Source organism: Streptomyces sp. CNZ287 (assembly GCF_007827615.1).
The window spans coordinates 506,416-526,435 of sequence record NZ_VISV01000001.1 but is presented as its reverse complement, the minus strand read 5'-3'; the positions used below and the strand labels follow the sequence as shown (position 1 = coordinate 526,435).

The 20,020-nt window shown below is 73.1% G+C and carries 16 protein-coding genes; 8 read left to right on the top strand and 8 right to left on the bottom strand.

The window, feature by feature from the left end; all coding sequences use genetic code 11:
- Positions 1-89: 89 nt before the first annotated feature.
- The 4 genes from FB457_RS02370 (at position 90) to FB457_RS02355 (ending at position 5,020) form a co-directional block, all read left to right on the top strand.
- On the top strand, positions 90-1,442 hold the full coding sequence (locus FB457_RS02370) for an acylneuraminate cytidylyltransferase (RefSeq protein WP_145780609.1): 1,353 nt from the start codon (positions 90-92) through the stop codon (positions 1,440-1,442).
- A 47-nt stretch (positions 1,443-1,489) separates the two neighbouring features.
- On the top strand, positions 1,490-2,440 hold the full coding sequence (locus FB457_RS02365) for an N-acetylneuraminate synthase family protein (RefSeq protein ID WP_047017672.1): 951 nt from the start codon (positions 1,490-1,492) through the stop codon (positions 2,438-2,440).
- Positions 2,437-3,558, top strand: a complete 1,122-nt coding sequence (locus tag FB457_RS02360) for a hypothetical protein (protein ID WP_145780607.1) — start codon at positions 2,437-2,439, stop codon at positions 3,556-3,558. Before FB457_RS02365 ends, FB457_RS02360 begins: the two co-directional genes overlap by 4 nt.
- Positions 3,559-3,784: 226 nt before the next feature.
- On the top strand, positions 3,785-5,020 hold the full coding sequence (locus FB457_RS02355) for an amidohydrolase (RefSeq protein ID WP_047017674.1): 1,236 nt from the start codon (positions 3,785-3,787) through the stop codon (positions 5,018-5,020).
- 247 nt (positions 5,021-5,267) lie between these two features.
- Here the strand turns inward: FB457_RS02355 and FB457_RS02350 are convergent, their stop codons facing one another.
- On the bottom strand, positions 5,268-5,822 hold the full coding sequence (locus tag FB457_RS02350) for a DUF4360 domain-containing protein (RefSeq protein WP_047020315.1): 555 nt from the start codon (positions 5,820-5,822) through the stop codon (positions 5,268-5,270).
- Between the two features lie 343 nt (positions 5,823-6,165).
- On the bottom strand, positions 6,166-6,813 hold the full coding sequence (locus FB457_RS02345) for a DUF4360 domain-containing protein (protein WP_047017675.1): 648 nt from the start codon (positions 6,811-6,813) through the stop codon (positions 6,166-6,168).
- Positions 6,814-7,623: 810 nt separating this feature from the next.
- On the opposite strand from FB457_RS02345, the gene FB457_RS02335 reads away from it, so the two are divergent.
- Positions 7,624-8,118, top strand: coding sequence for a MarR family winged helix-turn-helix transcriptional regulator (locus FB457_RS02335; protein WP_047017677.1), 495 nt, complete (start codon positions 7,624-7,626; stop codon positions 8,116-8,118).
- The gene (locus FB457_RS02330; RefSeq protein WP_047017678.1) at positions 8,115-8,567 is read left to right on the top strand and encodes a hypothetical protein; all 453 of its coding nucleotides are present in this window, start codon (positions 8,115-8,117) and stop codon (positions 8,565-8,567) included. Before FB457_RS02335 ends, FB457_RS02330 begins: the two co-directional genes overlap by 4 nt.
- A 28-nt stretch (positions 8,568-8,595) precedes the next feature.
- Here the strand turns inward: FB457_RS02330 and FB457_RS02325 are convergent, their stop codons facing one another.
- Both FB457_RS02325 and FB457_RS35595 read right to left on the bottom strand, forming a co-directional pair.
- On the bottom strand, positions 8,596-10,176 hold the full coding sequence (locus tag FB457_RS02325; protein WP_047017679.1) for an acyl-CoA mutase large subunit family protein: 1,581 nt from the start codon (positions 10,174-10,176) through the stop codon (positions 8,596-8,598).
- A 95-nt stretch (positions 10,177-10,271) separates the two neighbouring features.
- Positions 10,272-10,544, bottom strand: a complete 273-nt coding sequence (locus FB457_RS35595) for a hypothetical protein (protein ID WP_047017680.1) — start codon at positions 10,542-10,544, stop codon at positions 10,272-10,274.
- A gap of 237 nt (positions 10,545-10,781) precedes the next feature.
- On the opposite strand from FB457_RS35595, the gene FB457_RS02310 reads away from it, so the two are divergent.
- Positions 10,782-11,660: a L,D-transpeptidase family protein gene (locus FB457_RS02310; protein WP_347612789.1), complete on the top strand. Its 879-nt coding sequence runs from the start codon at positions 10,782-10,784 to the stop codon at positions 11,658-11,660.
- 276 nt (positions 11,661-11,936) lie between these two features.
- Here the strand turns inward: FB457_RS02310 and FB457_RS02305 are convergent, their stop codons facing one another.
- From FB457_RS02305 to FB457_RS02295, 3 genes are all read right to left on the bottom strand, one after another.
- Positions 11,937-12,644 (bottom strand): RNA polymerase sigma factor, encoded by a 708-nt coding sequence (locus FB457_RS02305; RefSeq protein WP_047017681.1) that lies wholly within the window; start codon positions 12,642-12,644, stop codon positions 11,937-11,939.
- A gap of 268 nt (positions 12,645-12,912) precedes the next feature.
- The gene (locus tag FB457_RS02300) at positions 12,913-14,076 is read right to left on the bottom strand and encodes a hypothetical protein (RefSeq protein WP_145780605.1); all 1,164 of its coding nucleotides are present in this window, start codon (positions 14,074-14,076) and stop codon (positions 12,913-12,915) included.
- On the bottom strand, positions 14,076-14,720 hold the full coding sequence (locus FB457_RS02295) for an RNA polymerase sigma factor (protein ID WP_047017683.1): 645 nt from the start codon (positions 14,718-14,720) through the stop codon (positions 14,076-14,078). The genes FB457_RS02300 and FB457_RS02295 overlap by 1 nt, the downstream gene beginning before the upstream one ends.
- Positions 14,721-15,283: 563 nt before the next feature.
- Between FB457_RS02295 and FB457_RS02290 the strand changes: the two genes are divergently transcribed.
- Positions 15,284-17,947, top strand: coding sequence for an N-acetylmuramoyl-L-alanine amidase (locus FB457_RS02290; protein WP_486588902.1), 2,664 nt, complete (start codon positions 15,284-15,286; stop codon positions 17,945-17,947).
- 105 nt (positions 17,948-18,052) lie between these two features.
- Here the strand turns inward: FB457_RS02290 and FB457_RS02285 are convergent, their stop codons facing one another.
- A complete protein-coding gene (locus FB457_RS02285) occupies positions 18,053-19,822 on the bottom strand; it encodes a family 20 glycosylhydrolase (protein ID WP_145780603.1) in 1,770 nt (589 codons plus the stop codon).
- Positions 19,823-20,020: the final 198 nt, after the last annotated feature.

Genomic DNA, 20,020 nt, shown 5'->3' with positions numbered 1-20,020 from the left:
GCGCACCCGCACGTTCGCCGCGCGGGCGGAGAAGCGAACCAGACGACGCCGCGACGTCCCGCGGCCGCCCGCATCAGCAAGGAGCCTCCATGTCCCAGCCCGAGTCCGCACCCCGCGTGCTCGCGGTCATTCCGGCCCGCGGGGGGTCCAAGGGCGTCCCCGGCAAGAACCTCGCCCGTGTCGGCGGCGTGCCCCTGGTGGCCCGCGCGGTACGGCAGTGCCTCGCGGCCCGGCTCGTGACCGACGTCGTGGTCTCCACCGACGACGACACCATCGCCTCCGTCGCCCGCGAGGCCGGCGCCGAGGTCGTCCGCCGCCCCGCGGAGATCGCCGGCGACACCGCCTCCAGCGAGGCGGCGGTGTTGCACGCGCTGGACAGCCACGAGGAGCGCTGCGGCGCGACGATGGCCGCGGTGCTCCTGGTCCAGTGCACGAGCCCGTTCCTCACCGGCGAGGACATCGACGGCGTCACGAGCGCGGTGCTCGACGAGGGCGCGGACAGCGCGCTGACGGTGGCCCCCTTCCACGGGTTCCTCTGGCGGGACGAGGCGGACGAGGCGGAGGCCGCCGCCGTCGCCGAGACCCCCGCGGCGAAGACCCTGGCCGTCGCGGAGGCCACCGCCGTCGCCAAGGCGGCGGCGACCGGTGCCGCGACGGGCACGGCGACCGGTGCCGCGCCGACGAAGGTCGCCCCGGCCGTGGAGACCGCCCCGGCTCAGGGGTACGGGGTCAACCACGACAAGTCGTACCGGCCCCGGCGCCAGGACCGGCCGCAGGACCTGCTGGAGACCGGTGCCGCGTACGCCATGCGCACGCCCGGGTTCCGCGAGCACCGCCACCGCTTCTTCGGCCGCACCGCCCCGGTGCGTACCGACGCCGCCCGCGTGCTGGAGGTCGACGAGCCCGACGACCTGACCCGCGCCCGCGCCCTGGCCCCCCTGCTCGACGTACCGGGACCGGGTTCGCTGCCCACCCGCCGCGACGTCGACGCCGTCGTCCTCGACTTCGACGGCACCCAGACCGACGACCGCGTCTACATCGACGCCGAAGGCCGCGAACTCGTCGCCGTCCACCGCGGCGACGGCCTCGGCATCGCCGCGCTCCGCCGCGCCGAGCTGAAGCTCCTCATCCTGTCCTCGGAAAAGAACCCGGTCGTCGCCGCGCGGGCACGCAAACTTCACCTCCCCGTTCTGCACGGGGTCGACCGTAAGGACATCGCACTGAAGCAGTGGTGCGAAGACGAGGGCATCGCGCCCGAGCGCGTGCTCTACGTCGGCAACGACGTGAACGACCTGCCGTGCTTCGGCCTCGTCGGCTGGCCCGTCGCGGTCGCCGGCGCCCACGCGATCGTGCGGGACGCGGCGCGTGCGGTGACGTCCACCCCCGGAGGCGACGGAGCGATCCGCGAGATCGCCTCGTGGATCCTCGGTCCCTCCCTGTAGCCCGATCCCTCCCTGGCGAGGGTCTGGAGAGTAAGGAACAGATCTGCATGAGCTCCACCCAGCGTTTCCGCACCTTTGGCGACCGCGTCGTCGGCCCCGGCCGGCCGGTGTACATCACGGGTGAGATCGGCATCAACCACAACGGCGACCTCGACAACGCGCTCGCGCTCGTCGACGCCGCCGTCGAGGCGGGCTGCGACGCGGTGAAGTTCCAGAAGCGCACGCCCGAGATCTGCACCCCCCGCGACCAGTGGGACGTCGAGCGCGACACCCCCTGGGGCCGCATGACGTACATCGACTACCGGCACCGGGTCGAGTTCGGCGAGGAGGAGTACCGGGCGATCGACGCGCACTGCAGGGAGCGCGGCATCCACTGGTTCGCCTCCCCCTGGGACCCCGAGGCCGTCGCCTTCCTGGAGAAGTTCGACGTGCCGGCCCACAAGGTCGCCTCCGCCTCGCTCACCGACGACGAACTGCTGCGCGCCATGCGCGCCACCGGCCGCACCGTGGTCCTGTCCACCGGCATGTCGACCCCGAAGCAGATCCGGCACGCGGTCGAGGTGCTGGGCAGTGACAACATCCTGCTCTGCCACGCCACCAGCACGTACCCGGCGAAGGCCGAGGAGCTGAACCTGCGCATGATCCACACGCTGCAGGCCGAGTTCCCGAACGTGCCGATCGGCTACTCCGGCCACGAGACGGGCCTGCAGACCTCGCTCGCCGCGGTCGCCCTGGGCGCCGTCTTCGTCGAGCGGCACATCACGCTGGACCGCGCGATGTGGGGCTCCGACCAGGCAGCCTCGGTCGAGCCGCAGGGCCTGGCGCGGCTCGTACGCGACATCCGCGTGGTCGAGGAGTCGCTGGGCGACGGCGTGAAGAGGGTCTACGACAGCGAGCTGGCGCCGATGAAGAAGCTGCGCCGGGTCAAGGGAGTCGTCGCGGAGGCCGCCGAGTCGGCCGACGGGGCGGGAGTCGAGAAGGAGCCTGTCGGCGTATGACCGGAGACGGCGCCGGCGGCACGACCGTCGCCCTGGTGGAGAGCCCGGTCCAGTTGCTGAACGTGCTGGAGTGGGCGTACCAGGGCGGCACCGTCATACCGTTGACGGTGGTCGTGCTGCCCCCCACCGAGCCGCTTTCGCGCGGTCAGTTGCGCCGGATGGCGGAGCTGGCGATGGACGACGGGCTGGACGTCCGCTGGCAGGAGGCGCGCGGCGGTGCGGGCCCGTTGCGCACCATGACGAGCCTGGCCCGCCCGCTGCGGCGGGCGCGCCGGGTGGTGCTGGGCGACCCGTTCTCGCGGTACGTGCAGACGCTGCTGACCGTCGTCAAGGCGCGGGAGGTCGTCGTCGTGGACGACGGCACGGCGACGATGGAGTTCACGGCGCAACTGTCGCGGGGGGAGCGGTTCGTCCGCTGGCACCGCAGCGGGCGCAGCGGCGGGGCGCGGGGGATGCTCTTCGCGCCGGTCGCGAGCGCGGCGCGGCGGCGGCTGACCCCGGCGGGCAGCGGCGCCCCGGGCGCCTCGGGCACGCGGGTGGAGGTGTTCACCTCCATGCCGGTGGTGGACCCGCCCTCGGGGCTGAAGGTGACGGCGAACGAGTTCGCCTGGACCCGCTCCCGCTTCGGCCCGCCGAGCGTCGGTACGGCGACGGACCTCGTCGGTACGTCCCTGGTGGAGACCGGCGTCGTCGACCACGACCGGTATCTGGAGGCGGTGGCGTCGCTCACCAAGGCGTACGGTGCCACGCGCTACTTCGCGCACCGCAGGGAGCGGGCCGACAAGCTGCACCGGCTCCACCTGCACGCCGGTCTGGAGATCGTCCGCCCGGACCTGCCGCTGGAGATCGTCGCCCGCCGCGGCCCGATAGGCCGCACGATCGTCAGCTTCCCGTCGACGGTGGTGCACACGCTGCCGCTGGCGCTGGCCGGTACGGGCGTGAAGGTGGCGGTCTGCGAGGTCGACCCGAGCTGGCTGACGGAGACGGCGTCGCCGCGGGCGCAGGGCTTCCTGTCGTCGGTGGCGGGGGCGGCCCGGGAGCGGCGCGGGGTCGACGGGCTGCCGGTGGGTCCTGCGACGGCGACGGGGTGGTCGGGGGCGCCGGCGGCGTCGGTGTGAGGCGGCGTTCTACGCCGCCTGCGTCGAGGTGCCTGATCTCCGGGGACGGGGGAGCCGGACCGGGGGGACGGGGAGCCGGATACGGGGTGTACGGGGAAGCGGGCCGCGCGAGCGCCGGAGTGTACCCACCGCACCCGCCGGTCATGCACCCGCGGGGCTGAAATTTTGTTGATCCCTTCCCGGTGGCCCCGGTGATCCCCGTACCCTGCAGAGTGTGAACCGACTGATGTCCCGTGACGCAGAGCCCGAGTCCGGTCCCGACGCGCTGCTGCCCGGGGTGCTCCCGGCGGCGCTGAACGCCGAACTCATCGCGTTCCGGCGGGACTTGCACATGCACCCGGAGCTGGGCAACCAGGAGTTCCGTACCACCGCCGCGATCAAGGAGCGGCTGGAGGCGGAGGGCCTCGCCCCGCGCGTACTCCCCGCGGGGACCGGGCTGATCTGCGACATCGGCGTCGAGGAGAGCGGGACGCCGCCCGGCCCGATGCTGGCGCTGCGCGCGGACATCGACGCGCTGCCGATCCCGGACACCAAGACGGTCCCGTACCGCTCGGCAGTGCCGGACCGCGCCCACGCCTGCGGCCACGACGTGCACACGGTGATCGTCCTCGGCGCGGGCATCGTCCTCGCCGCGCTGGCCCGCGAGGGCATGCTGCCTCATCCCGTACGGCTGATCTTCCAGCCGGCGGAGGAAGTGCTGCCCGGCGGCGCGACGGACGCGATCGAGGCCGGGGTGCTCGACGGGGTGGGCCGGATCATCGGGGTGCACTGCGACCCGCGGGTGGACGTGGGCAGGATCGGCCTGCGCCAGGGGGCCATCACGTCCGCGTGCGACCGCCTGGAGATCTCGCTCGACGGCCCCGGCGGCCACACCGCGCGCCCGCACCTGACCACCGACCTGGTCACGGCGGCCGCCAGGGTCGCCACCGACGTCCCGGCCCTGCTCGGCCGCCGGGTGGACGCGCGCGCGGGCCTGGCGGTCACGTTCGGCCGCCTCCACGTGGGCCACGCCTGCAACGTGGTGCCGCAGCACGCGGAGCTGTCGGGCACGGTGCGGTGCCTGGACCTGGACACGTGGCGCCGCGCGCCGGACCTGGTGCACGCGGCGGTCGACGAGGTCGCGTCGATGCACCGGGCGAAGTCGGCGATCACGTACGTCCGCGGGGTCCCGCCGGTGGTCAACGAACCGGCGACGACGGCGTTGCTGGCCGACGCGATGACGTCGCGCCGGGGAGCGGAGTCGGTGGAGACGACGGAACAGAGCCTGGGCGGGGAGGACTTCTCCTGGTACCTGGAGCACGTCCCGGGCGCGCTGGCGCGGCTGGGCGTGCGGTCGGTGGGGGAGACGGGGCTGCCGCGGGATCTGCACCAGGGGGACTTCGACGTGGACGAGGGGGCGATCCGGGTGGGAGTGGAACTCTTCACGGCGGCGGCCCTGCTGGGCGCGGGGGCGACGGACTAGCGTCACCCTCTTCACGCCGGTGATCAGTTGGATACCTGCACCGGAAGTGCCGGAGTGATGGGCTACGCCGCGCTGAGCGGCGGAGCGGGCCACCCACGCACCCGCACCCCCGCGCTCACGCACGCGCCCTCATCCGCGGGCCGACACTGACGCACCCGCGGACCCGCACCCGCGGCGGGAACCCGGGCCCGCGACGCCCCGGGCTGCTCCCCCCCCGCCGCAGGGCGGGTATCCCGCTATCCGCGGATCAGTCCTCGCCCGGTACGCACTCGCGCCAGGCGACGTGGTACGTGGTCTCGATCTCTCCGTCCGTCGAGTCCATGGCCAGCAAGCTGGTGGTCGTCGCGGGGTCCGACGTGCCGGCGTTGACGCGCAGCTCCGTGTTGATGTTGAAGTTGCGGATCTCCCCGCACGGCGCCCAGACGAGCGACTCCAGGTCGGTCTCGTCCGTCGTCGTCCAGTTGTCGTCCATCGGCCCGGTGAAGTTGTGCGTGAAGGTGTCCGTCTCGGGCGAGCCCTGGAAGTAGTACGACGCCTTCTCCATGCCGGTCGCGCCGTCCTCCAGGTAGCCGTACCCCCGGTAGTCGACGCTGGCGATGGCGTAGGTGAACCCCCCCGGCACCTTGACCGCCAGGTTGAGCTGGCAGTTCTTGCGGAAGTCCGTCGGCGTGGCACCGACCCCGACCAGGGCCGCGTAGTTGCTGTAGGTCACGGTGAAGGCCTGGTTGTCCGCGGAGACCGCGATGGCGGCGCTGCCCGGCTCACAACCGGTGCCGTTGACGGTGAGCACCTGGATCGCCATCTGGTCGGGCGGTACGTCTTCGAAGTACGGAGGGGTCGCGATATCGTTGGACGGCGACGCGATGGGGCTGCTGACGGTCGCGGCCAGTAGTGCTGCCAGGACACTGCCTGCGACAAGAGTCATGGTTCTCCAATCGGTCGGATGGACCGTTTCCCGGGCACGGCAATGCCCAAGAGCGGGCCATGCAGCGGAATCTGGCGAGCGGGCGGCAAACGGGTCCGCTGGCCGGATTCCGTCAAGAGACACGCCGGCGGCCTACCGGCGCGAAATGCGGGACGGACAGGAATTTCACAGCCTTCTCGGAAGGCGTACCGCGGGTATGGTGCTTACCCTTCGCGGTAGTTCAGCACTCCTTCCACGCCAAGTGGTATTTCGTGCTCACCGCGCTGTCGGTGGAGTCCATCGTCATCAGGCTCGTCGCCTGCTGGTCGGAGGAGCCGCGGTACACCCGGAGTTCGGTGTTGACGTTGAAGTTCCGCTTCTCGCCGCAGGGCGCCCATACCAACTCGGCCCACTCCTTGGAGTCGGTCACCTGCCAGTTGTCGTCGTACGGGCCGTCGAAGGTCTGGCTGCTCGTGGTCGTCTCCGGCGAACCCATGTGGTAGTACGACGCCTGTTCCATGCCGGACGCGCCGTCCGCCAGGTACGCGTAGCCGCGGTAGTCCACGCTCTGGATCGCGTACGTGAACCCGGCGGGGACGTCCAGGACCAGGCTGAGCTGGCAGTTCTTACGGAAGTCGATCGGGTTGGCGCCGGCCCCCGCCGCCGCCAGGTAGTCGCTGTAGGTCACGGTGAACGCCGTGTTGTCGGCGTTGGCCGCGACCGCCGCCGTGCCGGCGGAGCACCCTGAGCCGTTGATGGTCTGGATCCCGACCTTGATCTGCTCGGCGGGTCCGTCGGCCGGCTCCTCGCCCGCCGCCGCCGTCTGGGCGGCGAGGGTGGTGGCGACCAATGCCGCCAGGGCGCCACCAGCAATCAACTTACCGGACATGTTTCTCCTATCCTTTGTCTTCGGGCCGGGCCGGGGCGAAACCGGCGCCGGCCGTGCTGAATCGGGGCAGGGGAGAGCCGGGTTGCGGCTCGTGAAAGCACCTGCGTCGCAGGCGGGCCCAGATGATTCGGGGCGCTCCTGAGGGTCGCGCAGGGGATGGCGAAAGAACTCCCGGACGCCCGAGTGGGCGCGAGGGCGATGAAGCGGGGAGAACGGCTTCGGGGACTGGGAAGCATTCGTGCGGAACACTGTGGGTGGGGGTGCCGTGCGAATGCGCCCCGACCTCAGTGGAGCGTTCGTGGGAGCGTTCCCATGCTAGGGCTGTGTAAAGCCTGTGTGAAGAGGGACTTCACGAAGACAAACAAGGAGTCCGAAAACGAGTTCTCGCCGGAGTTGGCATCTGGTCGCCGATTGTCAAGTCTACGCGGGTGGACGCTCGGAATACGCGACGGTAAGGGAACTACCTCTTCGGGCACCCGGTGAGGGCTGCCGGAGTCCGGCCAGAATCACGCGCATGCGGTGCGGGAGTTGCCGTCGGAAATTCCGTTCGGCCCACCCGCCGCTTGATCGGGCCCGTCGGCGGGGACGACTACGGCGCGAAATCCTCGCGCACTCCCTCGTCCGGCCCGGACAGCCCTCGCCTGCCCGGCCCGCCCCGGTACATCGCCGCCGCGCCCGCCGGGCCCTGGCTCATCCAGTCCCCCCGTCCGCCGGTCAACGGAGCCTCCGGACTCAGCCTCCACCGCCGGCCGGTCGAGAGACCCCGCGAAATAATAGCCATGGACATAATCGCCATGTACTCTAACTACCATGAGCGAAGATCCACCCGGTCCCACGCCCGGCTTCCTGGTGTGGCGGCTCGCCAACAAGTGGCGCGTCGCCGTCGACCGTGCGCTGGCTCCGCTGGACCTCACCCACGCGAAGTACGCGCTCGTCGGCTCGCTGTACGGCTTGCAGCACGCCGGTGAGCGGCCCAGTCAGCGGCAACTCGCCGACCACACCGGCATGGAGGCGCTGTACGTCTCCAAGCTGGCCCGCGCCCTCGAAGCCGACGGGGTGATCGAGCGCACCCGTGATCCCCGCGATCCCCGTGCCATGCGGCTCGCCCTCACCGAGTCCGGTCTCGCCGTGACGCGGGAGGCCGTCCTGGTGGTCCGGGAGCTGGTCCATCGGTTGCTGGAGCCGCTGGGTGGCCTCGACGCCTCACGGACCCGCGCGTTCACCGACGAGCTGCTGACCCTCCTCGACGTACCTCTCGCCCCGCTCCTGCCGAACGACCCGACGACCCAGGGGACATCACCATGACCACCACCGCACCCGCCGCCAACGCCCGCTCCCTCGCCCTGGCCCACTACGCCGCCCGCGGGGTCCTGGAGCACGTCCTCGCCCGCCACGGCGTCACCTTCCAGCAGCAGATCGCGCTGCGCGCCGCCGTCACCGCCGACGCCCCGCAGACCGCGGACGACCTCGTCGCCCAGGTCCGGGGCTCCCTCAAGGCCGACCCTGCCGACATCCGCGCCACGCTCGACGAGCTGCTGGCCAGGGAACTGCTCGTCGCCGATGCCGCACACCTCCGTCCCACCGACGCCGGGCGCGAGTTGCTCGCCGCCGTGGGTGCGGAGACCGCCCCCTTCTCCGCGCGCATCTGGGGCGGGATCGCCGCCGAGGACCTCGCCGCCGCCGGCCGGGTCCTCGCCCTCGTCAACGAGCGCGCCAACGCCGAGCTTGCGGCCCTCACCGACGCGCCCCGCTGAACGCCGGCCCTGTCCCCCCGTCCGCCCCCTAAAACGCGTTCACCGGCTCGTACGTCCCCCACACCTCCCGCAGCGCCTCGCACACCTCTCCCACCGTCGCCCGCGCCGCCAGCGCCGTCTTCATCGGATACAGCACGTTCCCCGTGCCCTCCGCCGCCGTCCGCAACTCCGCCAGCGCCGCCGCCACCGCGCCCCCGTCGCGGGCGTCTCGCAGCCGGGCCAGCCGCTCCACCTGCCGGGCCTCGATCGCCGGGTCGACGCGCAGCGGCTCGTACGGCTCCTCCTCCGCCAACTGGTAGCGGTTGACGCCCACCACGACCCGTTCGCCCGCCTCCGTCTCCTGCGCGATCCGGTACGCGCTCCGCTCGATCTCGCCCTTCTGGAAGCCGTTCTCGATCGCGCTGACCGCGCCGCCCTGGTCCTCCACCCGCCGCATGAGGTCCACCGCCGCCTCCTCCAGGTCGTCGGTCATCGTCTCCACCACGTACGACCCGGCGAAGGGGTCGACCGTCGCGGTCATGTCCGTCTCGTACGCCAGTACCTGCTGGGTGCGCAGCGCGAGCCGGGCCGCCTTGTCGGTGGGGAGCGCGATGGCCTCGTCGAAGGAGTTGGTGTGCAGCGACTGCGTGCCACCGAGGACCGCCGCCAGGGCCTGGACGGTCACGCGGGCGAGGTTCACCTCGGGCTGCTGGGCGGTGAGCTGGACGCCCGCGGTCTGGGTGTGGAAGCGCAGCATCTGCGACTTGGGGTTGCGCGCGCCGAACTCCTCGCGCATCACCCGCGCCCAGATGCGGCGCGCGGCGCGGAACTTGGCGACCTCCTCCAGGATCGTGGTGCGGGAGACGAAGAAGAACGACAGCCGGGGCGCGAAGTCGTCCACGTGCATGCCGGCGGCGACGGCGGTACGCACGTACTCGATGCCGTCGGCGAGCGTGAACGCGACCTCCTGCGCGGGCGAGGCGCCCGCCTCCGCCATGTGGTAGCCGGAGATCGAGATGGTGTTCCACTTCGGGATCTCGGCGCGGCAGTACCGGAAGATGTCGGCGATCAGCCGCAGCGACGGCTTCGGCGGGAAGATGTACGTGCCGCGCGCGATGTACTCCTTCAGCACGTCGTTCTGGATCGTGCCGGTGAGCTGCGCCGCGTCGACGCCCTGTTCCTCGGCGACGAGCTGGTAGAGGAGGAGGAGCAGCGCGGCCGGGGCGTTGATCGTCATCGACGTGGACACCCGGTCCAGCGGGATGCCGTCGAAGAGCACCCGCATGTCGTCCAGCGAGTCGATCGCGACGCCGACCTTCCCGACCTCGCCGTGCGCGAGGACCGCGTCGGAGTCGTGCCCCATCTGCGTCGGCAGGTCGAAGGCGACGGAGAGGCCCGTCGTCCCGTGGGCGATCAGGTCGCGATAGCGGGCGTTGGACTCGGCGGCGGTGCCGAAGCCCGCGTACTGGCGCATCGTCCACGGCCGGCCGGTGTACATCGTGGGATAGACGCCGCGCGTGTACGGGTAGGCCCCCGGCTCCCCGAGCCGGACGTCGGGGTGCCAGCCGGCCAGGGCCCCCGGCCCGTACACCGGCTCGATGGGCAGCCCGGACTCCGAGTGGCGCACCATGTGATCCCAGCCTTTCCCAGCCTTCCCTGCCCTGCACGGACCGTAGTCATGAGCGTACGCTCCGCCGGTGACAACGGGCCGGGACCTCGCGCCGCCTACCCGGCGCGCCGGTACCCCCACAGCTCCGCCAGCTCCGCGAGCCGCCCGCTGAGGAGTACGCGCAGCAGGGTGGAGCCGGAGCGTACGGACGACAGGACGAAGACCGGGGACCCGACGAGACGCGGGGCGCGCGGGGCCGAGTACCCCGGCGGGGCGGCGGTGCGCGCGGGTGTGTGGGTGGACCGGGGGGCGCGCCGGGGTGGGCCGAGCGCCTGTGCCATCAGCCTGCCGCGCCGCTTGAGCCCCTTGCCGACGGCGTTCATGCGCACACCCAACCCTCCTTGCGGCCATCACGGCGGTCCGGAGGCGCACGCCGGGCCGACGGGCCATTCCAGGGGATCGTGGCAAACGCGAGGTGTCCGGCAGGCAACGGCGCGCTACGGGGTTCCGGACCGGCCGTGGCGGGGGAGAGAATTGTTCGACGTCTTGCAGGAGGGAACCGGGGGGGGGTGGGCGAATTGCGTCCAGCACGTGTGAGCGTTGACAGGAAATTCCGTTCGATCCGCGTGGCCGTCGCGCTCGCGGCCGCAGGTGCGGCGCTCGCGGCGGGGTGTTCCGCCTCGGCGGACGCGGCCGGTGGCGGGGGCCGTTCCGCGTCGCCGCCGACGTCGAGCGCCGCGCCCACGCCGTCCGAGAAGCCCGCGGAGCCCTCGGTCACGCCGTCCGGGAAGAAGCCGGCGAAGCCGCCCGAGGAGCCCGAGGCACAGGCGTCCGCGACCAGGACGCCCACCGCCGAGCCGACGCCCGAGGGCCCCGAGGTGCTGATGACAGTGGGCGACGAGACCGAGCAAGTACGCGAGCTGCAGGCGCGGCTGCGCGCGGAGGGCGTCTTCGACCGGAGCCCCACCGCGTACTACGGGCCGGTCACCGCCGACGCCGTCTCGGCGTTCCAGGAGGACCGCGGCCTGCCGCGCACCGGCGAGACCGACGTCGTCACCTGGGAGCGGCTGCTGGCCCGTACGGACGAGCCCACGCGCGACGAGCTCTATCCGCCGACCTCGCAGGCCATGGAGAAGCCCGACCCCCGCTGCAACGAGGGGCGGGTGCTGTGCGTGAGCAAGCGCAGCGACACCCTGAGGTGGATGAAGGACGGCGAGGTGCTGGCGGCGATGGACGTGCGCTTCGGGTCGCAGTACACGCCGACCCGCGAGGGCGTGTTCGAGGTCTTTCTCAAGAGCCGGCACCACGTCTCGACGCTCTACGACACCCCCATGCCGTACGCGATGTTCTTCAGCGGCGGCCAGGCCGTCCACTACTCCGCGGACTTCGCCGCCAACGGCTACGCCGGCGCCTCGCACGGCTGTGTGAACGTGCGCGACGAGGCGAAGATCGCGAAGCTCTTCGGGGACGTCCGGGTCGGCGACAAGGTGGTCGTCTACAGCTGAGCGCGCGCGGCGGCACGGCACCCGCGGTGCCGTACGCGCCGTACGCGGGGGCTGAGCTGTGGCTGTGACACTTTCTCAGCAGACGACGCTGTAAGTGATGTGCCGACTGGTCATCGGCCCAGCGCTCGGCCGGGGTTCCCCCCGTACCTGCGGCTCAGCGCATATGGCGCGGGCGGGTTGCGTTCCCCCAGCACCGCCCGCGCCACTCCCTCCTCCTGACGCCGCCTACGGATTCCGTACGCCGGAACGCGTACGGCAGCGGGCGTACGCCGCCTCTCAGGCGCCCAGGCCCAGCTTCAACTGCTCTTCCGTGCCCTCTTCCCGCTCCGCCGCCGGCGGGCCGCTCTCGTCCGCCGCGAAGGCCGCGCGCTCCAGGCTCCGTTCGCGCCGGGCCGCGGGCGTCACCAGCTCGGCGAGCTGCCGCAGCCCGCGGTGGGCCGCGGTGCGCACCGCGCCCGGCCGCTTGCCCAGCACCTCACCGGCGTCGGTGGCGCGCATCCCCGCCACCGTGCGCAGCAGCACCGCCTCCGCCTGGTCGCGGGGGAGCGTGGAGATGAGCCTGAGGACCTGCCGGGTGCCCAGCGACTCCAGCGCGTGCTCCTCGGCCGCGCGCTCCGCGGGCAGGTCGTGGACGCCCTCGTCGAGCAGCACGCCCTGCGGGCGGCGGCGTTCGCGGCGCAGCAGGTCGAGCGCCCGGCGCCGGGCAACGGTGACCGTCCAGCCGCGGAACGACGGGCCGTCGCCGCGGAACTTGCCGAGGTCGCGCGCGATCACCAGCCAGGCGTCCGCGGCCACGTCCTCCGCGTCGTCGCCCACCACGCCGCGCAGATACGCGAGCAGCACCGGCTGGAGCCGCCGGTAGAGCGCGGTGAACGCCGTCTCGTCGCCGTTCTGCGCCCGGTGGACCAGTGGCTGGAGATCCTCGTCCGCACCCTTGTGTCCCGGCGCCGCCCGTGCGGCAGCCGGTCTGTCGTAATCCCCCACCTTGTGAGCCTCGTGAGATCGGCCTGCGGCACTGTGCACCGTGCCCGCGCCCCCGCGCGCTCTCCGTCAGGCCGCTGCCCCAGCCACTCCCGGAATCGAACAGATCACTGCAACAATGCCAGACATCATGGACGTTTGACGTGAGCACCCCCACATTTATCCCGTACGGGCAGGTGACCGTCACCAATATTCTCGGCCTGCTCCGGATGAAACGGGATAAAAGGGCGCCCCGGCGGGCGACTTGCCGCGGGGCGGGGGTGCCGCGGCGTCAGCCGACGGTCTCTTCGGGCTCCGCGACGGTCGCGGTGGCCGAGGGCTCGGGGGCCGGGGACTCCGAGATGTTGGCGCTCGGATTCGATGACGGGCCCTCCTGCGGCGGCCCTTCGCTGCCACCGTTCTCGCTGCCGCCGTCGGGGTCACCGCCGCCGGTCTCGCCGCCGGAGCCGCTCGAACCGCCCGTGCTCCCGCCCGGGTCCGTGCCCGGGTCGGTCGGCGACGGGCTCGGGCTGGTCGGCTCCTCCGAGGCGCCGCCCGTGCTGCCCCCGGAGGAGCCGCCCGTGCCGCCGGTCGCGCCACCGGGGGTGCCCACGCTCGTGCCCAGCCGGTTCGAGCAGTACGACGCCATCGCCGCCGGTGAGCCGGCCGCCTGCTCCAGGACACGCAGCCGCTGCTGGCCCGGCATCGGGCCCGTACCGGCCTGCGCGGCGAGGTAGTCGCGGCAGAGTTGGTCGAGGACGGCGTCCGCGTCCGCCATGTTCGGCGGCTCGTTGCCGCGTACGTCGCCGATGACACCGCGGCCCGGCAGATCCGTGTCCGTACCGCGGCCGTGGTCCTGGGAGTCCTTGCCGTCCTTGCCGGAGTCCTTGTCCTTGCCGTCCTTGTCCGACCCCTTGCCGTCCTCCGGGGCGGAGCCGTTCTCCTTCTCGCCGCCGGGGGGCTCCGCCGACGACGTGGCGCCCACGCTCGGCGACCGGTTGCCCCCGGTGTCCTGGATGAACGACGGCGACGGCAGCACACCCGCGCTGGAGGCCACCGCGACCCCGCCCAGCGCACACGCCGCCACCGCGCCCACGACGCTCAGCCGCAGCGACCGCAGCCGCGCCACGACGCCGGAACGGTGCCGCCCGCGGCGCCCGTCGAACGGCGACTCGGCGGCGAACTCCGCGGCCGACGCCGGGCTGGGGCTCTCCTGCGCCGCCCGGAACGCCGCCAGTGCGGCCTGTTCGCCCGGCATCCGGCCGTTCGCGTCCGGACGGCCCGACTCCGCCACCCGCGCCAGCACGGCGGCCAGCCGCTCGGCGGCGGCCCGGTCCTCGGGCGACCAGTGCTTACGTCCTCGCCGGCCGTTGCCGTCCGCGAAGTCGAGCGGCTCGCCGCGAAGCAGTCGCTCCGCGACGTCCTCGTCGAGCCAGCCGTACCGGTCGTCCACCATCACATTTCCTTAAGCGTCCGCGCGGCTGATTGCGTCACACCGCCAGGCTGCTGCCCTTCCCCGGGCGGAACGTCCCCCTCTTCCTGCGGCCGCTCTATAAGCGCGGTCAACTGCTTGAGGCCGCGATGCGCCGCCGTACGCACCGCGCCCGGGCTCTTGCCCAGGACTTCGGCGGTGCGCTTGGCGTCCAGTCCCATGATCACGCGCAGCACCACGACTTCGGCGTAGTCGCGGGGCAGTCGTGCGATGAAGGCCATCGTGCGGCCCGTACCCAGCGCCTCGATCGCCTCCTCCGCGGTGTCCGAGTCCGCGGGCCGGTCGGCGAGCTGCGTCTCGTCGCCGCCGGAGACGGGCCTGCGGGAGCGCATCCGCACGTGGTCGAGTGCGCGGTTGCGCGCTATGCGCGCGGCCCAGCCGCGGAAGCGGTCGGCGTCCCCGCTGAACGAGCCGAGGTCGCGGGCGATCTGCAGCCACGCCTCCGAGGTCACGTCCTCCGCGTCGCCGTCGCCGACGAGGCTGCGCACGTATCCGAGCAGGCGAGGGTGCACCGTCCGGAACACGATGCGGAACGCTGCCTCGTCACCACGCTGAGCAGCGTGCACCGCGCCGGACAGCGCGGCGTCTTCCGCGTATTCCCCCTGCACGGTGGTCAGTCGGTCCGTGGCGCCGGGAGACGCTGTTCACGCGGACTCATCTGCGGAGCACCCCCGGATCTGGGCGGACCGTCGAGCGATAGTCGAACGAATGTCTGTGCGCCGAGTCGGCGCGCACTGCACGCTACGGCTGGTGGCGGTCCCTTCGCAACACACCGGCGGCCTCCCCACCCGACCGCATGAGGAACGGACGGGTCCGGGCAGGGCCCCCGCGGCGGCCCGGCGGCCCGCCGGGCGGGGGCAGGACGGGCCCGGGAGAAGCGGTGCGCGGGGGTTCCGCGGCACCCGCCGGCGGGGGGCTGTGACATTTCCGGGCCCTCTGGCGCTGAGTAATACAGCGGGCCCGAACGGGCACCCGCGACTGAGGCCGACGGCCGGAGCAGCTCCTGTGGGGGGTAGCGGCTCCGGCCGTCTTCTTTGTGCCGGTCAGGGCGGGACTGTCACGTTTTCGACCCCGGCGGCGCTGTACGTGTGTCAAGCGTGAGCGAACGTCAGATGTGAGCGAACCGAAGGGGCGGAATGTGAGTCCGCGTAGATCCCATGCGTACCGGCCGTTGAGCCTGCGCAGACGTGCCTGGCTGACGCTGGGCGCGGTCGTGCTCGGCGGTGCCGGCGTGATCACCGTCGCCGTGGCGGACCCCGGCTCCGGCTCCGGCGACCCGGCGGCGGCCGGGCTGGAGCCGCGCAAGCCGGCGGTGCACGGCGTCGACCTGACCGGGGACGGCGCCCGGCAGGAGGTGGACCGTACCGGGACCGAGCAGTTCTCGATGGTCGGCATCTCCTGGAGCAACGAACGCCGCGACCTCGGCGGCGCCGCCGAGGTGCGCACCCGTTCGGCCGAGACCGGCACCTGGAGCGACTGGCGCACCCTCGACACGGACGGCGGCCCGGCCACCGACGACCTGAGCCCCGCCATGCGCGGCAGCACCGAGCCGCTCTGGGTCGGCCCGTCGGACGGCGTCGAAGCGCGGGTCGTACGCGCGGACGGTACGAGCACGCCGCTGCCCGCCGGCATGGAGGTAGCCCTCGTCGACCCCGGAGTCACGCAGGAGGAGGCCGAGGAGGCGCGGGCCGCCGGCGTCGGCACGGACGCGGGCACGGAGACGGCACCGGTCGCGCAGGCGGCCGCGGTGACCGCGCCGGAGTCCGGCGCGGCTTCGTCCTCTTCGTCCTCGTACGGCACCGACATGGCCCCCGCCGCCGCCGTGACCCAGGCGGACCCGGGCCCGGCGCCCGACTCGCCCGTGACCCCGCCGCCGGTCATCCGCCGGGCCGGCTGGGGCGCCGACGAGTCGCTGGTCGAGGACCCGCCGACGTACAACCCCGACGGCATCAAGGCCGCGCTGGTGCACCACACCGCGCAGGCCGTGAACTACTCGTGCGCCGAGTCCGCCGCCATCGTCCGCTCCATCTTCCTCATGCACGTGAACGGGAACGGCTGGAACGACGTCGGCTACAACTTCCTCGTCGACAAGTGCGGCCGCATCTTCGAGGGCCGCGCCGGCGGCATCGACCAGCCGGTGCTGGGCGCGCACACCAGCAACTTCAACAGCCACTCCACCGGCATCTCCATCCTCGGCGACTACCACACGTTCAGCTACCCCTCCCGGGCGTCGCTGGAGGCCGTCTCGCGCATCGCCGCGTGGAAGCTCGGCCAGTACGGCGTGAGCCCCACCGGCAGCACGTCGCTGACGCCGATGAAGCTCGACGCGGACGACAACTTCATCCCCGCCGGTCCCCCGAAGACCATGAAGAACATCTCCGGTCACAAGGACGCCCGGTTCCGCCCGGACGGCGCGGACGCAGACGTCAACGTCACCGCCTGCCCCGGCGACCGGCTCTACGCCAAGCTGGGCCAGATCCGCGCCATGGCCGCCGCCCCCGGTGCCTCCCACGCCCTGCCCACCCGGGACTTCAACGGCGACGGCCGCGGTGACCTCGTCGCCGGTACGCCGCGGGCCAACGGCGGCGGCAAGACCGGCTCCGGCGCGGTGTTCGTCGTCCCCGGCGGCGAGAACGGCCCGGTGGCGAGCGCCAAGCGCAGCATCACCCAGAACAGCACCGGCGTGCCGGGCACGGCCGTGGCGGGCGACGCGTGGGGCACCGACACCGAGTGGGGCGACGTCAACAACGACGGCATCGCCGACCTCCTCGTCGGCGCCCCGAACAAGGACGACGCCACCGGACACGCCGACGCCGGCGTGATCACCGTCCTGTACGGTCCGGGGCTGAACTCCGGCAAGAACCTCGTCCTCGGCGACGGCTTCTCGCCGGCCGGCGCCAAGTTCGGCTCCGCGGTCGCCGCCGGCGACTTCGACGGCGACGGCCGCGACGAGGTGCTCGGCGTCGGCGCCGAGGCGTGGGCCACGCACGACCTGAACGGCAACGGCCGCGAGGGCTCCTTCCCGTACGAGACGGTCGCGTACCAGGACGCCGCCGTGGGCGACTTCAACCGCGACGGCTACGACGACGCGGCGATCACCTACCGCGACCCGAGCGGCAAGGCGCGCCTCGACATCCTGCGCGGCACCTCGGTCGGGCTGGACGTCACCGCGAACCTCGGGGTGCCGGGCGGCCGCTCGGTGGCCACCGGGGACGTCACCGGCGACGGCTACGCCGACCTCGTCGTCGGCCAGCCCTTCGCGGGCGAGTCGGCGGCCAACACCGGCGGCCAGATCACGCTGCTGAAGGGCTCCGCGAGCGGGCTGACGACGACCGGCAAGCAGATCATCCACCAGGGCACGGGCTCCGTGCCCGGCGCGTCCGAGGCCGGCGACGCGATGGGCTTCTCGGTCTCCGTCGGCGACGTGGACGCCAACGGCTATGCCGACCTGCTCACCGGGGTCTACCGCGAGGACATGACCCGCGACGGCGCCAACCGCGCCGACGCCGGCACGTCCCTGCTGCTGCGCGGCGGCTCCACGGGCCTGTCGACGGCGTCCGGTTCGCCGAAGGCGTACCACCAGGACACCGCGGGGATCAGCGGGGTCACGGAGAAGGGCGACCGGCTCGGCTCCTCGGTGCTCCTGGCCGACCTGTCCGGATACGGGCGGGCGGACCTCGTCATCGGCGTGATCGGCGAGGACGCCTACGACGGCACCCTGCTGCAGCTCGACAGCGGCAGCCAGGGCGTGTCGGCGTCGGGGGCGGTGTACTACGGCAAGTCCGCGCTCGGCACGCCGACGGGCGGCCGGCTGGGCGTGGAGCTGGCGCCGTGAGGCGCTGACTCCCGGCACCACGGCCGACGAGGGGCCGCTCCCGGTGGGGGCGGCCCCTTCGGCGTGCGTGTGGCGGCAGCGCGCCGGTGGCGGCCCGTACGCCGCTCAGCCCCTGCCCCGCACCGTCCCCGCCAGGTCCGCGAACTCCTCCCACCCCAGCCGGGGCTCACGCGGATCCCACACCTTCTGCGCCAGCGCCGCCAGCGGCAGCCTGACGCCCTCCGCCACCTGCTCCGGTGTCTGCGCCCCGGCGCGGTCCCCCCAGACCGCGAAGCGGGCGCCCAGCACCTTCCCCGGGCCCGCCAGCCGCTCCGGCACCGGCCGGGTGCCGCGCAGCACCGCGGGGGTCCACTCCTCGTAGATCCGCTTGCCCGTCGGGTACGTGAAGTCGTTGGGCTCGCCGAGGACGTAGTACAGGTACTCGTCGTTGAGGTTGACCAGCCGCCACCCGTCCTCCAGGAACGCCTGCGGGTCGCGCGCGAACGCCTCCTTGCCCGTCCAGTACTCGACCTCCCGGTCCCGGTCGGGGCTGACCTTCGCGCCCGGGATGAAGCCGTCGTTCCACGCCTTGACCTTCTTGCCGCGCTCCCTGACCGTGTCCGCCCGCTCGTTGAGCCAGGCGGCGTTGAGGTCGGCGACGGCCGCCCCGGCGCCGAAGCGCTCGCGGGCCGCGGCGGCCAGATCCGGGTAGCGGGCCTCGGGGTCGCTCGCCATCAGCGCGACGTACTCGTCGCCGCCGATGTGCACGTACGGGCCGGGGAAGAGCCGCGCGTACTCCGTCAGCAGGTCGTCCACGATCCGGGCGGCGCGCGGCTCGGAGATGTCGATCGCGCCCTCCACCGGGCTGCCCTCCGGGGTCTTCAGTTGCAGGTCCGGGTGGGCGTCGAGGACCGCGCCGAGGTGGCCGGGGGAGTCGATCTCGGGGATGACGGTGATGTGCAGGTCGGCGGCGAGGTCGAGGATGTCCCTGACCTGGGCCTTGGTGAGGTGCGGGTCGGAGACCACCTCGGGGTGGCTGTCGCTCTCGATCCGGAACGCCTGGTCGTCGGAGAGGTGGAGGTGGAGCTGGTTGAGCTTGAGGTCGGCCATCTCCCGGAGGCGGTCGGAGAGCCACGCGGCGCTGAAGTGCTTGCGGGCGATGTCGACCATGAACCCGCGCTGCCGGCGGTCGGGCCGGTCGTCGATGCGGCCCGGCGGCACGCCGCCGCCGGCGCGGGCGGCCTGGAGGAGGGTGCGGGTGCCGTAGAAGACGCCGGTGTCGGTGGCGGCGGTGACGGTCGCGCGGCCGTCGGCGACGTCGATGCGGTACGCCTCGGGGCCGCCGGCGCGGCCGGGGTCGAGCCGGAGGCGGATGTCGCCGCCGCGCTGCCCGGAATCCGGCGGCCCGTCGCCGCCGGGGGCCTTCGCGTAGAGCATGCCGAGTTCCGCGGCGAGGCGCATGGACTCGTCGGTGAGCGCGTCGTCCTCGGCGATGACGACGGCGCGGTCGGCGGGCCGCCAGCCGGTGCCGTCGGCGCGCTCGTAGGAGCGGACGGCGGGGACGGTGCGGGGGTCGGGCAGGGGTGTGCCGCGGTCGCCGCGGGGCGGGGCGGGGAAGTCCTCGCCGCCGGGCGTGGGCGTGGCGGGCGCCTGGCCCTGCCCGGTGCGGTGGGCGGCGGCGCCGACGCCGGAGCGGGGGGTGCCGTCGCCGTCACCGCCGTCGAGTACGGGGCGGAGGGCGAGGAGGACGGCGGCGGTGGCCAGGACGGTGGCCACGGCCCAGTACAGCGCGCGCCGGGGGCCCCGGAGGGCGCGGAGCGGGCCGCCGGGGCGGTGGGCGTGCCGGCCGGCGGGGGACCGGCGCGGTGGGCGGGACGGACGCGGGGGGAATCGCATGGGTGGGGACCTTCCGGAGGGCCACGGCAGAGCGTGGGGACGCGAAGCAGCACTCCTGTCGATTCAGTGCGACAAACCTCCTCTTCCGGGTGAACCGCCGGCCGGCACCACCGGAACGTTCGGTTCCGGCCGCTAGCGTGGCGCATCGCTGTTCGACCGTAACCGCCCCCGGTACGCCCCCACGCACCCGGCACGCCC

Bases quoted from the DNA above. Each gene is read 5' to 3' on its own strand.
- FB457_RS02355 (WP_047017674.1), top strand. From the start codon at position 3,785: ATGTCCCGTGACGCAGAGCCCGAGTCCGGTCCCGACGCGCTGCTGCCC.
- FB457_RS02335 (WP_047017677.1), top strand. From the start codon at position 7,624: ATGAGCGAAGATCCACCCGGTCCCACGCCCGGCTTCCTGGTGTGGCGG.
- FB457_RS02300 (WP_145780605.1), bottom strand. From the start codon at position 14,076: ATGGTGGACGACCGGTACGGCTGGCTCGACGAGGACGTCGCGGAGCGA.
- FB457_RS02285 (WP_145780603.1), bottom strand. From the start codon at position 19,822: ATGCGATTCCCCCCGCGTCCGTCCCGCCCACCGCGCCGGTCCCCCGCC.
- FB457_RS02350 (WP_047020315.1), bottom strand. From the start codon at position 5,822: ATGGCGATCCAGGTGCTCACCGTCAACGGCACCGGTTGTGAGCCGGGC.
- FB457_RS02330 (WP_047017678.1), top strand. From the start codon at position 8,115: ATGACCACCACCGCACCCGCCGCCAACGCCCGCTCCCTCGCCCTGGCC.
- FB457_RS02325 (WP_047017679.1), bottom strand. From the start codon at position 10,176: ATGGTGCGCCACTCGGAGTCCGGGCTGCCCATCGAGCCGGTGTACGGG.
- FB457_RS02370 (WP_145780609.1), top strand. From the start codon at position 90: ATGTCCCAGCCCGAGTCCGCACCCCGCGTGCTCGCGGTCATTCCGGCC.
- FB457_RS02365 (WP_047017672.1), top strand. From the start codon at position 1,490: ATGAGCTCCACCCAGCGTTTCCGCACCTTTGGCGACCGCGTCGTCGGC.
- FB457_RS02345 (WP_047017675.1), bottom strand. From the start codon at position 6,813: ATGTCCGGTAAGTTGATTGCTGGTGGCGCCCTGGCGGCATTGGTCGCC.
- FB457_RS02360 (WP_145780607.1), top strand. From the start codon at position 2,437: ATGACCGGAGACGGCGCCGGCGGCACGACCGTCGCCCTGGTGGAGAGC.